The organism is Rothia sp. HMSC069C01 (assembly GCF_001814655.1).
GTDB classification, from domain to species: domain Bacteria; phylum Actinomycetota; class Actinomycetes; order Actinomycetales; family Micrococcaceae; genus Rothia; species Rothia dentocariosa.
The window spans coordinates 365799-380099 of record NZ_KV817408.1; the positions used below are offsets into that span (position 1 = coordinate 365799).

Below are 14301 nucleotides of genomic sequence, written 5' to 3' on the forward strand. Positions count from 1 at the left end.
AAAGGTACATGATGCGCGTAGATATTTGGTCAGATATTGTTTGCCCTTTCTGCTATTTAGGTAAGAGGAATTTTGAAATAGCTCTCGCCCAATTTGAGCACCGTGATGAAGTAGAGGTTCGTTGGCATAGCTTTGAGCTCGACCAAAATGCCCGGGAAGATAATGCTTTGCCGCTTGCTGAACGTATTGCCGCGAAATATTCTCTCAACCTAGAGGAATCTATCGCTACCCAAGAAGGAATAGCAGAACGTGCCCAAGAAGTGGGCTTGGATTTTAACTGGCGCAACGCAAAGTACGGCAATAGTTTTGATGCCCACCGTATTATTCATCACGCAACTGCACAGGGAAAAGCCGCAGAGGCTCAAGAGGCTTTCAAAAAAGCATATTTTACGCAGGGACGCTCCATCGAAAAACACGAGTCCATACGGAAGATTGCCGCTGAAATCGGTCTCGATTCACGTCAAGTTGATGAAATACTCGCGGCTGATCACTATGCTGAGGACGTGCGCGCTGACGAACGTGTGGCACAGGAATTGGGTATTACGAGTGTTCCCTTCTTTTTGGTCGAGGCGCAGTGGGTTATTAACGGGGCTCAACCGCCTGCAGCAATTTTGGAAGGACTCAACCGGGTTTGGGCCGAAACTCACAAGCCCTAAATTATGAGCCCCGTACGACCGAACACGGCTTCAAAGCTCTGACGCCTCCAGGGGAGAGCGGAAGGAACAACCTGTGGATTCGGTGGGTATGGCTGTTCCTACGGCAGCCAAAGCGAATGACGCTGGATCAAAACATGTGCCTCTTTAACCGTTTGTTGTACCTACGGTCAAAGATGCATATATTTCTTAAAATCCTGTATGTTTCTAATTTCCGGTGGTGCCAAGGCCAGATCCCGCGGCCGGAGCTGGGGAAGCTGGTTCTTCTTTCTTTTCGTCCTTCTTATCTTCGGGTTTTGGCTCGGAGGCCTTACGTTCTTCCTCGGTTAGCCCCTCAAAATAGTCGTTGAGTGTGACCGTGATGAGCTTACGCTCGGCGACTAGCCCAGCAAGACGATCAAGAAGCGGAATAATGGTCGTGAAATTCAGATGCCCTAACAGGATTCGTTGCGGCAGAACGTATTTGAGCGATCGCATATAGATAACACGCGCTGAGGTTTTAGCCTCATCTCCGAGAGTTCCCTCCCACAGCACCGGGCGCGTGTATCCTACGCTAGCGGCTACTTTGAGCACTCGCGCATCATGGCTGCCGTAGGGGGGACGAAAATAAGGCTTTGCCGAGACCCCAAAAACTCTTTGAATCTCAGCCTCGTTCTTCTCTAGTTCGTGCTTAATCTGATCATCTTTGAGAGTTTTTAAATCGGGGTGACTAAAGGTGTGGTTTGCAATTTGAAGCTGTCCGGTTTGCACTAGCGGCTTAAGCACATCAACATTTTGAGTGAACCCCACATAGGTCATATTGACAAAGAAGGTTAGGCGCACACCGGTACGCGCAGCAAATTCTGCGTAGGCTCGAATTGTTTCTGGGCTGACTCCATCGTCAACGGTCCACGCGATATAACGTCCTTCACCCGGCAGGCGGGTCATAGGGGCAGACCACGGCTGTTTCGCAATAGCTGCTACGTTGAAACCTTCATTCGGCTTTGGCGGCGCTGCGGGAGAGAACGTGAGCGACTCAGGAACATTATCCTGTGTTTCATGAGCGGTAGAGGAAAAATCGCCAGTAGTCGCAGTAATAGTCTTGGGCGTGGACGCAAAAATAATCGGTGCTAATGCACCGAGAGAACCAGCGAGAAGCAGACGGCGTGAAGGAGAGTGCGGCATACTCTTAAGGATAACGTGCGGTTAGCTCAAGAGAAGACCATCGGCGCTTTTGCGAAAGTGTCAGATTTTAACTAGTACGGATACAATGCTGAAACCTTGCATCATCTAGCGTTTTTGCCTTTAGCCTACTGTTACCATGGACATATGGTCAAGAAAATTACTCTCGTTGTGGCCGCTTCGGTTGCATTACTCACCGGGTGCTCCGCAGAAGTTGTGCCCGGTTTGTCTCTGAATTCCGCTCCAGACTATGGAAATCGCGGCGATATTACCGTCTCTGCCGAGATCCTAAACGGCAGTGAACATAATGGTTATAAGGCTCAAACTGGAAAGCTTCGGATCTTTCAAGACGGTCAAGAAATCAACTCTGCCGAACAGAGTCTAGAAGCGAAGACTAACTACTACCGACTGACTTCGACTGATAACCATGAGTTGGCTGGCAAGGTCATTCAGGTAGCTGTTTATGCGGATAACCCTAATGACGTGGTGAAATGCGGTATCAAAGTTACCGGTGAAGAAGAGCCTGTGCACCACGTAGAACAGTCAGAAGGTAAAGGCTCGGCGTACTGCCAGGTAAAACTCAGCTCAGGTCCATTCCAGCTGCATACTGAAGAATCCGGGCAGTCTGAGCATCACTAGAAAGTGGTGAGCACTGAACTGATACTTGTTCCTTCATCGGCTGAGAGTATCTGATCTATCGCACACACTAAATCCGTAGCAGCCCTAACGACGAAAGAGAAGGACTCGGTTTCCACAGTAGAGGGGAACCGAGATCCTTTTCTCTTTAACCCGTTTGAATACCCCCCTGAGAAAAAGGTTGAGCGGCTAAGAAACTAATTGATGAGGACGCTTTAGAAGTCGAACTTGAAAATAGGGGTGTTTTATTGCAAGATATGGAAAACTAGAAAGCATGGAGAATCTAGGCTCACAAGAATTGCGCAGCGTGGTCACCGAAGTTGCCGGTGAAGCCGTTAACCTAGGGTATCGTATGGGCGATGCCGTGCATCGTTGGCGTGAACAGCGAGCTGTGGCTCACGGGCGTGAGCCTATTGTGGTGCCTTCTGAAGGATATGGACGGGTAGCCACAGATACTGAATCCGGGTGGGTGCGTATTCTTGGGCGTGCCCTCTATAAAACGGCTGCCTTTGAAAAACTCCTGCATGTGGTGGAAGGCACCGAAGATACCGATAATCCGACGCGCGGGTGGCGGGCTTTTACCACCGTTGCCATGTCGGATGTGTATGTGACTATTCTTATTGCGGGGCATACGTTTGAGATACAAACCGACCGTGGTGGAGTGCTGGATGTGCGCCTTGACCTAGACTTACCGGCCGGAATGCATAAGGTCATCATGTATGTACCGGGTTCCCGCGCCGTTGAAACTAACGTTTATATCGTTCCGGAATCCCAGAAAATCGGGGTTATCGTAGACGTCGATGATACCGTTATGGTGACTATGTTGCCGCGTCCTCTTGTCGCTGCGTGGAACTCTTTTGTACTGGATGAGCACGCGCGCATTCCGACCCCGGGCATGGCGGTGCTCATGGACCGCATTCATCGAGCACATCCTCAGGCACCTTTTATGTATCTTTCCACTGGCGCTTGGAATATTACACCGACACTGCGCCGCTTTCTGACCCGCAACGGCTACCCGCGTGGAACCTTCCTATTAACAGACTGGGGGCCAACTCCTGACCGCTGGTTTAGGTCGGGGTCCCAACACAAAGTGAACTCTCTAAAACGACTTGCCCAAGAATTTCCCCAGATGCAGTGGATTCTTATCGGCGACGACGGACAGCGTGACCCGGATATATACAACGGATTTGCGGTGCGCTACCCGCAGAACGTCGCCGCTATCATGATTCGTAACCTCACGGTGGGGGAGAGCGTTCTCGCCTCTGGGCGGGTCTGGAGCGATCAGAGAGCGCAAAAAATGACAAATTCTCCATTGTGGATGGAAGCGAATGATGGGCATACGTTGAGCCGACTGCTTCGTGAGCGAGGACTTCTCTAAACACGTATTAGCACGTATTAGGTTGTACATCTTTATGGCTGTTCTCTGTGGTGTGGGGAAGAGCTGACCTCATCTTGAGGGCTGGCAGGGGAAGATCAACTATTGAGACAGTAGATGATTACGCTTATCCACAGGCGAACTGTACTGACCTCATACGAGATGTGGGTTTTAATGGGTTTGACGATTTCTCTCACAAAAACCCAACAACACGCCGATCATCTGAATGTTTCAAAAATTTCTTAATCACATCTTTGCCATACTCTCAAAAGCCATAAAAAACTTCCAACACGACGCATGTAGGTGGATTCCAATCGAGTTTTTCAGCCTCGTTCCGCAGAGAATCAAGGAATGGGTATAAAAGCTTAAAAATCAAGAGGGAAACAATGCCAGAAATCTCACACAAAGGCCTGTTCGCCCTGAAAAAACAGAACAGATTTTCAGTTTAAAAGAGCGATGCGCGTTCCGCTCACAGAGCCGATATGTGGATAACTCTGTATTGTCCGCAATAATTAGCGGAATTACACTCTCCTGAGGTGTGGATAAACTGAATGTCCTTGTGCTCGCGTGTGGGTTTCTCGAACAAAACATCCACACTTCACCACAGCATCTTGTGCCAGAGAAATTTTCAGACACAACATGTAGTATTAATACCCGGCTCGATTCTTTGCGTGGTCGATGACGAAATGCTTCCAGTCTTCTAGAGCTAAAGGAAGTCTCATCAAGCACAAGAATCCTCTGCCTTGCACACAAAGTATTCACGCAATTACGCTCCGCCTTGGGGCTGACAAGGAGAAAACCGATGGTAGTGACCGTGTACACCAAACCGCAGTGCGTTCAGTGCAACATGACCTACCGGGCGCTAGACGCCAAGGGCATCAACTACGACAAAGTAGACATTACGGAAGATTCCCGGGCGCTAGAGATGGTTAAGTCCCTCGGATACATGCAGGCACCGGTCGTCATCGCCGGTGAAGAGCATTGGTCAGGATTCCAGCCTGACAAGATTAACGCGCTTGCATTAGCATAGGCGGCAGCGTCAAGCACGACTCAACCCACAGAATTTCCGTGGGTATTCGATCGTGGAGTAAGGAGAAATATGGGCACCCCCCTCGCACAAAATCCTACGCATGAGAACGCTGAGATTCAGAAGATTATTCTTCAGGCACGTGATGCCGCTGAGGGTCGAGCGACTCAAAGCTCGTTGGGTAAGGATTCGCCGCTCGTTGTCTACTTCTCCTCAATTTCAGGCAACACTCATAAGTTCGTTGAGAAACTACAGGCACGAAACGTGCGCCTTCCTCTGCGAACTAAGGATGAGACTCCCGTTATGCACGAACCCTATGTGCTGTGCGTACCCACATACGGGAAGCCTGAAGGTGCAGGCAATGTTCCCCCGCAGGTAGTCAAATTCCTGAACAACGAAGAGAACCGTCGCCAGCTTCGCGGTGTTATCGGATCGGGAAATACAAACTTCGGATCTCTCTTCGGAATCGCAGCAGATATTGTGGCGAAGAAATGCGATGTTCCCTTGCTCTTCAAGTTCGAGCTTATGGGAACCTCCTCAGATGTCGAAAAAGTAAACAAAGGATTGGAAGAATTTTGGACGCAAAACTGCCTTCAGCGCTAGAGACTCTCGGTGCCGGACACAGCTCCAAAGCGGTACCTGACAAGTTCAAAGGTATGAGTTACCACGAGCTGAACGCTTTGCTGAATCTCTATGATGAAAACGGCATGATCCAATTTGACGCCGACCGTCAAGCCGCACGTCAGTATTTTCTTCAGCATGTTAATAACAACACGGTTTTCTTCCACGATCTCGAAGAAAAAATCGAGTACCTGATTGAGAATCAGTACTACGAGCCGGAACTCTTCGACCGGTACAGTTTTGACTTTGTGAAGTCTCTTTTCAAACGTGCCTATGCTGCCAAGTTCCGTTTTCCCACCTTCCTAGGCGCCTTCAAGTTCTACACTTCCTACGCGCTCAAGACCTTCGACGGTCAGCGTTACCTGGAGCGTTTCGAGGATCGTGTATGCATGGTGGCTCTGCTTCTTGCTGAAGGCAATGGAAAACTTGCAGAAGAGATCGTAGATGAGATCATTTCCGGTCGTTTTCAGCCCGCAACCCCGACCTTCCTGAACGCTGGTAAGAAGCAGCGTGGTGAGCTCGTTTCCTGCTTCCTGCTGCGTATTGAGGACAATATGGAGTCGATTGGCCGTTCCATCAACTCTGCCCTGCAGCTTTCAAAACGTGGAGGCGGTGTCGCGTTCGCCCTCACGAACCTACGTGAGTCTGGGGCTCCCATCAAGAAGATAGAGAACCAATCATCCGGTGTTATACCTGTGATGAAGCTCCTTGAGGATGCGTTCTCATATGCAAATCAGTTGGGTGCTCGTCAGGGTGCAGGCGCGGTTTACCTGCATGCGCATCACCCCGATATTTATGCTTTCTTAGATACTAAGCGTGAAAACGCGGACGAGAAGGTGCGCATTAAGACCCTGTCTTTGGGCGTTGTGATTCCTGATATTACCTTCGAGCTGGCAAAGCGTAACGAAGATATGTATCTGTTCTCGCCCTACGATGTAGAACGTATCTACGGAGTAGCTTTCTCAGATATCAACGTTTCTGAGAAGTACTACGAAATGGTGGATGACTCGCGGATTCGCAAGACCAAGATCAACGCGCGCGAGTTCTTCCAGACTATTGCTGAGGTGCAGTTCGAGTCCGGGTATCCCTACGTGATGTTTGAGGATACGGTTAACCGGTCTAACCCGATTGAAGGCAAGATCATCATGTCTAACCTTTGTTCGGAGATTCTGCAGGTTTCAAAGCCGTCGATTTACCATGACGATTTGAGCTACGCCGAAATTGGGAAAGATATTTCGTGCAACCTTGGGTCTCTCAACATCGCAATGACCATGGACGGTGATGACCTAGGAAAAACCGTCGAAACCGCTATTCGTTCGCTTACCGCAGTTTCCGACCAATCCGATATTCGTTCCGTGCCGTCTATCGAACGCGGTAACGATATGAGCCATGCGGTCGGTCTGGGGCAGATGAACCTGCACGGGTACCTGGCGCGTGAGCACGTTTACTACGGTTCCGAAGAAGGTCTGGACTTCACCAATATTTACTTCTACACGGTGACGTACCATGCTATTCGCGCTTCCATGGAGATCGCCAAGGAGCGCGGCGTGACCTTTGAAGGGTTTGAGAGTTCAAAGTACGCTAACGGTGAGTTCTTCGCCAAGTACATTGAGAAGGAATGGGAACCGCAGACCGAACGGGTGCGTGAGCTGTTTGCTAAGCATCATATTCCGACCCGCGAAGACTGGATTCAGCTTGCCGCCGATGTAGCCCAATACGGCATGTACAACCAGAACTTGCAGGCCGTTCCGCCCACCGGGTCTATCTCGTATATCAACGGTTCGACTTCTTCGATCCACCCGATTGCTTCTAAGATTGAGATTCGTAAGGAAGGTAAGCTGGGGCGTGTCTACTACCCGGCACCGTTCATGACGAACGATAACCTGGAATACTTCCAAGATTCCTATGAAATTGGGTACGAGAAGATCATTGATACCTATGCCGTGGCAACGCAGCATGTGGATCAAGGTCTGTCTTTGACTCTCTTCTTCCGAGATACTGCGACCACTCGCGATATTAACCGTGCCCAGATTTACGCATGGCGTAAGGGTATCAAGACTATTTACTACATTCGCCTGCGTCAGATGGCTCTTGAAGGCACCGAAGTTGAGGGCTGCGTATCCTGCATGCTGTAAATGAGTCAGCATCTTACGGGTTTCGGGGTGCAAGAGGTTCTTCTTGTACCCCGAAACAGACTCGCTTGGTAACTTAGAAAATATTACATGCCTGTGTGGGCGTGACATCCAATCTGGGAGATACACATGAGTGAAAAAGTGCACCTCGTCGACCACCCGATTGAGGCTATTAACTGGAACCGTCTTGAAGATGATAAGGATCTTGAGGTATGGGACCGTTTGACCGGTAACTTTTGGTTGCCTGAAAAGGTTCCGCTGAGCAATGATGTTCCCTCATGGAAGACCTTGACGGCAGAAGAAAAAGAGTTGACCATGCGTGTTTTTACGGGGCTGACTCTGCTGGATACTATTCAGGGCACCGTTGGTGCTGTGTCTCTTTTGCCTGATGCAGTCACCGCCCACGAAGAGGCCGTATACACCAATATTGCCTTCATGGAGTCGGTGCACGCTAAGTCGTATTCTTCGATTTTCTCGACTCTGAGTTCGACTAAAGAGATTGACGATGCCTTCCGTTGGGCTTCCGAAAATGAGCACCTGCAGAAGAAAGCGAAGATTATTCTCGCATACTACACGGGGGATGATCCGCTTAAGAAGAAGGTTGCCTCTACGCTGCTGGAGTCCTTCCTGTTCTACTCAGGGTTCTACTTGCCCATGTACTGGTCGGCACACGCTAAACTGACGAATACCGCCGATCTGATTCGTCTGATTATTCGTGACGAGGCTGTTCACGGCTACTACATTGGCTATAAATTCCAACGTGGTTTAGCAAAAGAGAGCCCGGAACGGCAGGCAGAACTTAAGGAGTACACCTTCAACCTGCTGTACGAATTGTATGAGAATGAGGTAGCCTACACGCATTCACTCTATGACGGTGTGGGCTGGAGCGAAGACGTCAAGAAGTTCCTGCACTACAACGCGAATAAGGCTCTCATGAACCTGGGGTATGAAGCGATGTTCCCCGCGAGCGTGACCAATGTTTCGCCTGCTATTTTATCGGCTCTTTCGCCCAACGCCGACGAGAACCACGACTTCTTCTCGGGATCTGGCTCATCTTATGTGATCGGTAAAGCCGTGAACACTGAGGATGAGGACTGGGATTTTTAGTCTCAAAAACTGATCCTGAGATCAGGAAGATATAACTTTAAGAAACCCGTATATTTCCTTGAAAACATAGGGAATATACGGGTTTTGTGCGTCAAATTCAGGGGAGTCTAGGAGACTCGTAAAAATTTTTTTAAATCTTGGGTGTGTCATCTTTATGTAACTCTTCACTTGAGATTTAAAAACTTATAGGGTGGAGGTGCAAGCAATTGTCGAGCAAAGGAGCGATGCTCATGTTTAAGACTACGCTGTCAGCCGTTCGGCGTGCCACCCTGGTCGGGGTCGGTGCCGTCTCTCTCGCGTTGGGCGCTTCGATGCTGTCCGCCCCCGCAGCTTCTGCCTATGTGCAGGCGTTCGTTCCGGTCATTCCTCCGGCAACTAGCTCGGATGCAGGTATCTCAGCTCCGGCAGTACATGATTCGAACTCCGTCCCCTTGGAACATGAACATGTTGTTAACTGGTCGGATTATGAGGTGACGGGTGATCATGAGATTACCTTTAGCGTACCGACCGGTACCGCAACTTGTTTTGATGTACGTGCCGAAGCTGCTGAAAGTAACGGTACTCTCCACGTGGCCACTGTTGAGGGCTCCGTGCTTGGAGCGCCCGATAAGTGCACCATGGAAGGGCGCACCGTTAAGGTAAGGGTTTACACCAATGCTCCTGCATCGTCCTTGAAGGTGCAGCAGCTTCCTGCATCGCAGGTAACCCTTCATGAATAAGAAGAAGATCCAGCCTGTGTAAGGTGGCGAGATCCAATGCTAGAGAGTATCAAAAGATAGCTTGGGTAGACGGGTCTTTCACACATACTCTCTGAGAGGAATAATGATCGGGGTACCTCACCTAAAATGGTGTGAGGTACCCCGATTTATATTCGATATTCACTAATAAATTGAGCGCTAGGTTATGCATGCTTCTTATTCTCTTGTGCCATTAAATCTTGGTAGTACGCAATTTTTCGGTCCACAAAATCAATCCTTCGCTGAGCATCAAGTAGCTGCTGACGGGCAACGTGTGCGTAATATTCGATAATGTGTAAACGCTCCGATGCTGTAGACACGCCACGACGGCTGAGGTCTACATAGGCTTTGACATCGTTAATGCTCATACCGCATGCACGTAAGCAGTGAATCGTTTCAAACCACCCCACGCATTCTTCGGTGAAAACACGCCGTCCATGTTCATCTCGTTGCACAGTGGGAATAAGGCCTTTGTCGCTGTAATACCGTACCGTATGCGGGCTTATGTCAAGCTTTTCTGAGATTTCTTTGACGCTGTAACTCATAATTCCAGTATCTCACAGCACCCCAAAGGTATAAGATACTAAGTTTTATTCTCAAAAATAGATGTGGAATAACATAGCTTTTATCTTCCATGGTGCTTGCTTTCGAGTAACTCGAAGGGCGTACTCTAATACAACGACTGGTTAAAACCTAAAGAATTTACATGAAAGTGAGTACAGCTAATGCGTTCAGTCATTATGGAAGAACCCGGTAAAGTCGTCGTAGAAGACCGCCCCATGCCCACCCTCCTAGAGTCCACGGATGCCATTATTAAACTTGCCGCATCCTGCATCTGCGGGTCTGACCTGTGGCCCTACCGTGGCGCGCAGCCCGTCGACCACCAGGCCATGGGCCACGAATACATTGGTGAAGTCGTTGAAGTAGGCTCCGAGGTAACCACCGTAGCCCCCGGCGACTTCGTCGTAGGCTCCTTCTGCATTTCCTGTGGCGAATGTGAAACCTGCACCGCAGGCTACCCCTCCCGCTGCCTGAAGGCACTGGCCGCAGGTGACGCCTTCATCGGCATGCGCTCGAACGGCACCCAGGCAGAATACGCCCGTGTGCCCTTCGCAGACGGCACTTTGGTTAAGACTCCCGCATACCCTACCGCAGAGCAGATTCCTCATCTGATGGCAGCATCCGATGTGCTGGGGACTGGCTGGTACGCAGCCGATGCCGCAAAGGCCGGCCCAGGTAAGGCTATTGTTGTGGTTGGCGATGGTGCCGTTGGTCTGGGCGCAGTTATTGGGGCTAAGCAGCTGGGCGCTGAAAAGATCATCATCATGTCTCGTAACCCCGAACGTCAGGCGTTGGCTAAGCAGTTCGGCGCAACCCATGTGGTGGAAGAACGCGGTGAAGAAGGCATCGCCAAGGTTCTAGAGCTTACTGACGGGGTGGGAGCGCACGGTGTTGTGGAGGCTGTGGGTACTCAGCAGGCTTTTGACCAAGCCCTCGGATGCGTACGCCACGGCGGCTACATCGGTTTCGTAGGCGTGCCCCACGACGACAGCTCGATCGGTACCGATGTGCTCTTCGGCAAACAGGTTCATCTTGAAGGAGGCCCCGCGCCAGTTCGTAAATACCTGCCGACCCTGATTGACCTGATTTACAAGGGTGAGATTGAACCCGGTAAGGTCTTCGACCTAGTATTGCCCATCGACGAAGCTCCCAAGGGCTATGAGGCAATGGATCAGCGTACCGCAACCAAGGTGCTGCTGACGATGTAATAACAGATGTGGACGGTAGTCCTGTGACAACCTAGGGAGTGTCATCGGCGTGATAAAGCGTCGGCGACACTCCCTAAGATCTTTAATGACGTTCATGGATGATTTGCGTAGAAGACGCCCGTATACTTGAAGGGTTGGTATAGGAAAGATTATATAGATCCTTAACCACACGTAGAATTTCTCACAAACAATAGAAGAAGGACCCTTCCGCTATGACTGAGCAGGTGAAGGACGCTTCCTCAGACGCAGAAAAATTGTCTGGGGGAGGGGCTGCAAAAACTAGTTCTACCGTCAAGGTAGCCCAGCACAGTGCCGCATCAATATCGGCGAATGAACGTGCAGAGCTGCACCGTACTATTTGGCGTATTGCCAATGATCTTCGTGGGGCGGTAGACGGTTGGGACTTTAAACAGTATGTGCTGGGCATGATGTTCTACCGGTTTATTTCTGAAAACCTTACGGAATACATCACATACGAGGAGCAAGAAGCAGGGGCCGAAGGTTTCGACTATGCGCAGATGAGTGACTCGGAGATTGACCTTGATGTAGTTCAGGAGATTGTGAAAGAGCGTGGTTTCTTCCCCTTTATCCGAGTCAACTTTTTGAGAATGTGTATGCGCAGGCTCGCACCGATGAGAACTTGAATGAGACTCTGGAGAAAGTTTTTCAGGAAGTTGAGAAATCTACAAAGAATACGCAAAGTGAAAGAAACTTCTCGGGTCTTTTTGACGACTTCGATGTGAATAGCAAGAAATTGGGGTCGAGTGTTCAAGATCGTAATAAGACCCTGTATAAACTTATGGGCGCTGTTGCTGAGATGAACTTGGAAACAAGTTATCGGCAAAGTGCTAACGATACTTTCGGTGACGCTTATGAGTACCTGATGGGCATGTATGCCGCAAATGCGGGCAAAAGCGGCGGGGAATACTATACCCCACAGGAAGTCTCCGAGCTGCTAGCACGTATTGCAACCGATGGTAAAACCCAGGTGGGGCGCGTGTATGACCCAGCGTGTGGTTCTGGCTCACTTCTGCTCAAGTTCGCCAAGCTGCTAGGTACAGAGAATGTGAAGGAATTCTTGGGGCAGGAAAGTAACCCCACCACCTATAACTTGTGCCGTATCAACATGCTATTGCACAACATACCTTTTGATAAGTTCGATATTGCGCATGGCGATACACTGATAGCTCCGCAGCACCGACACTTAGAGCCTTTCGAAGCAATTGTTTCTAACCCGCCGTATTCAACGAAATGGGAAGGGGACTCGAACCCTTTATTGATTAATGATGATAGGTACGCACCTGCTGGCGTGCTAGCCCCTAAGGCGAAGGCCGATTTGGCGTTCACCATGCACATGCTGTCATCTCTTGCCGAAGATGGTACAGCCGCTATTGTTGAGTTCCCTGGTGTATTGTACCGGGGCGGTGCTGAGCGTAAAATCCGAGAATACTTACTGCGCAATAACTATGTTGACGCGGTGATTCAGCTGCCGCCCGATCTCTTCTTTGGTACCGCGATTGGCACCTGCATTATTGTTCTCAAAAAGGGTACACGGCGCGATACGAGCGTGCTTTTTGTGGATGCTTCAGCGGAATTTGAACGTGTAGGCAATAAGAATAGGCTTCTTGAATCGCACCGCGAGAAGATTTATCAAGCCGTGAGGACACGCGAGAACGTGCAGTATTTTGCACAACTGGTGAAGAGCGAGACTCTGCTGGAGCAGGATGCAAACTTGTCTGTTTCGAGCTGGGTAGAAGCAGAAGACACACGCGAGCAGATCAATATTGGTGAGTTAAACGCACAGATTGAACAGATCGTGGCGCGTCAGACTGAGCTTCGAACCCAGATTGATGCGATCGTGGCTGAGCTGGAAGGGACGGAAGCATAAATTGAGCGAAGAAACAAAAGATATGCCAAAGGTATCCTCGGATATGGAAGCCCCTAAAGCGCTTAACTATATTGAAAAACTTGTGGCTGAACTTTGCCCGGGTGGGGTGGAGTATGTGGAGCTAAACAAACTCTTGAACTATGAACAACCAGGAAAGTATACGGTTTCTTCTACAAACTACGATGACTCATATTCGACCCCAGTTTTAACAGCAGGGAAGACTTTTATTCTTGGATATACCGATGAGGTGGATGGTATTTACGCCGCTTCCAAAAAAGATCCAGTAATAATTTTTGATGATTTTACAACTGCATTTAAGTGGGTGGATTTTAATTTTAAAATAAAATCTACGGCTATAAAATTATTAACTAGTTACAATTCTAACACTTCTTTAAAATATATATACTATGCTATGCAGTGTATTAAATATGAAACCCAAGATCATGCTCGTCAGTGGATTTCAAATTATTCAAAGTTTCTAATTCCTCTGCCACCTGTAGAAGTGCAGAATGCGATTGTTGAAATTCTTGACAAATTCACGAAACTAGAAGCGGAGCTAGAAGCGGAGCTAGAAGCGGAGCTCGCGGCTCGTCGTGCCCAGTATGAGTATTATCGTAACTCCCTCTTTGAGAATCTGAGCGGGGGGGGGTCTGAAATTTTAGGGAATTTAGTTAAAATAAAAAATGGGAAAAGTTACAAAGGATTTAACTCTGGAGACATCCCCGTATATGGTTCCGGCGGAATTATGACATATGTTGATCGTAGCGCTTATAGTGGTCCGTCTGTCCTTATTCCGCGTAAGGGGTCTATTGGAAATATTTTCTATGTAGACACCCCATTTTGGAATGTGGATACTATCTTTTATACAGAGATTAATCGGGAGCAGGTAACTCCTAAATATCTCTACCATGCTTTACAGGTTCAGAATTTATCAGAGCTAAATACTGCTGGAGGGGTGCCAAGTCTTACGCAAACAGTCCTTAAAGGTGTACGTATTCCTCTCCCGTCTATCGCCGAGCAGGAGCGCATCGTGAAAATTCTCGATAAGTTCGATGCCCTCGTGAACGATATTAGCTCAGGGTTGCCTGCTGAAATTGAGGCTCGCCGTAAGCAGTATGAATACTATCGTGACCTTCTGCTCACATTTCCAAGCGCATCTGAATCCACCGAACACAAGCACTAACCGAAAGGCTCT

The 14301-nt window shown here is 49.2% G+C and carries 12 protein-coding genes and 1 pseudogene; 11 read left to right on the top strand and 2 right to left on the bottom strand.

Features of this window, described 5'->3' with window-relative positions; translation table 11 throughout:
- The first annotated feature begins 8 nt into the window (after positions 1-8).
- Positions 9-656: a DsbA family oxidoreductase gene (locus tag HMPREF2981_RS08335; RefSeq protein ID WP_070620584.1), complete on the top strand. Its 648-nt coding sequence runs from the start codon at positions 9-11 to the stop codon at positions 654-656.
- A 204-nt stretch (positions 657-860) separates the two neighbouring features.
- On the opposite strand, the gene HMPREF2981_RS08340 is transcribed toward HMPREF2981_RS08335, so the two are convergent.
- Complete coding sequence (locus HMPREF2981_RS08340) at positions 861-1817, bottom strand: polysaccharide deacetylase family protein (RefSeq protein WP_070662294.1); 957 nt, start codon at positions 1815-1817, stop codon at positions 861-863.
- Between the two features lie 144 nt (positions 1818-1961).
- On the opposite strand from HMPREF2981_RS08340, the gene HMPREF2981_RS08345 reads away from it, so the two are divergent.
- The 7 genes from HMPREF2981_RS08345 to HMPREF2981_RS08375 all read left to right on the top strand — a co-directional run bounded on the left by HMPREF2981_RS08345 (position 1962) and on the right by HMPREF2981_RS08375 (position 9431).
- Positions 1962-2453 (top strand): hypothetical protein, encoded by a 492-nt coding sequence (locus tag HMPREF2981_RS08345; protein ID WP_070662297.1) that lies wholly within the window; start codon positions 1962-1964, stop codon positions 2451-2453.
- A gap of 271 nt (positions 2454-2724) precedes the next feature.
- The gene (locus HMPREF2981_RS08350; RefSeq protein WP_070662300.1) at positions 2725-3828 is read left to right on the top strand and encodes an App1 family protein; all 1104 of its coding nucleotides are present in this window, start codon (positions 2725-2727) and stop codon (positions 3826-3828) included.
- A gap of 799 nt (positions 3829-4627) precedes the next feature.
- Positions 4628-4855, top strand: coding sequence for a glutaredoxin-like protein NrdH (nrdH, locus tag HMPREF2981_RS08355; protein WP_004004799.1), 228 nt, complete (start codon positions 4628-4630; stop codon positions 4853-4855).
- A 69-nt stretch (positions 4856-4924) separates the two neighbouring features.
- Entirely contained in the window at positions 4925-5455 is a 531-nt protein-coding gene (nrdI, locus tag HMPREF2981_RS08360; RefSeq protein WP_070662303.1) for a class Ib ribonucleoside-diphosphate reductase assembly flavoprotein NrdI, read from the top strand.
- A complete protein-coding gene (gene nrdE, locus HMPREF2981_RS08365) occupies positions 5428-7608 on the top strand; it encodes a class 1b ribonucleoside-diphosphate reductase subunit alpha (RefSeq protein WP_037230970.1) in 2181 nt (726 codons plus the stop codon). Before nrdI ends, nrdE begins: the two co-directional genes overlap by 28 nt.
- Before the next feature lie 126 nt (positions 7609-7734).
- On the top strand, positions 7735-8712 hold the full coding sequence (gene nrdF / locus HMPREF2981_RS08370) for a class 1b ribonucleoside-diphosphate reductase subunit beta (protein WP_004004796.1): 978 nt from the start codon (positions 7735-7737) through the stop codon (positions 8710-8712).
- 230 nt (positions 8713-8942) lie between these two features.
- The gene (locus tag HMPREF2981_RS08375) at positions 8943-9431 is read left to right on the top strand and encodes a CTP synthase (protein WP_238382356.1); all 489 of its coding nucleotides are present in this window, start codon (positions 8943-8945) and stop codon (positions 9429-9431) included.
- A 182-nt stretch (positions 9432-9613) separates the two neighbouring features.
- On the opposite strand, the gene HMPREF2981_RS08380 is transcribed toward HMPREF2981_RS08375, so the two are convergent.
- Positions 9614-9994, bottom strand: coding sequence for a MerR family transcriptional regulator (locus HMPREF2981_RS08380; protein ID WP_048752873.1), 381 nt, complete (start codon positions 9992-9994; stop codon positions 9614-9616).
- 180 nt (positions 9995-10174) lie between these two features.
- Here HMPREF2981_RS08380 and HMPREF2981_RS08385 point away from each other — a divergent pair, with 180 nt between their 5' ends.
- The 3 genes and pseudogenes from HMPREF2981_RS08385 (at position 10175) to HMPREF2981_RS08395 (ending at position 14289) form a co-directional block, all read left to right on the top strand.
- Positions 10175-11218, top strand: a complete 1044-nt coding sequence (locus tag HMPREF2981_RS08385) for a zinc-binding dehydrogenase (protein WP_070662307.1) — start codon at positions 10175-10177, stop codon at positions 11216-11218.
- Positions 11219-11430: 212 nt separating this feature from the next.
- Positions 11431-13106: pseudogene (locus HMPREF2981_RS08390) on the top strand (type I restriction-modification system subunit M).
- A gap of 1 nt (position 13107) precedes the next feature.
- A complete protein-coding gene (locus HMPREF2981_RS08395) occupies positions 13108-14289 on the top strand; it encodes a restriction endonuclease subunit S (RefSeq protein WP_210398823.1) in 1182 nt (393 codons plus the stop codon).
- Positions 14290-14301: the final 12 nt, after the last annotated feature.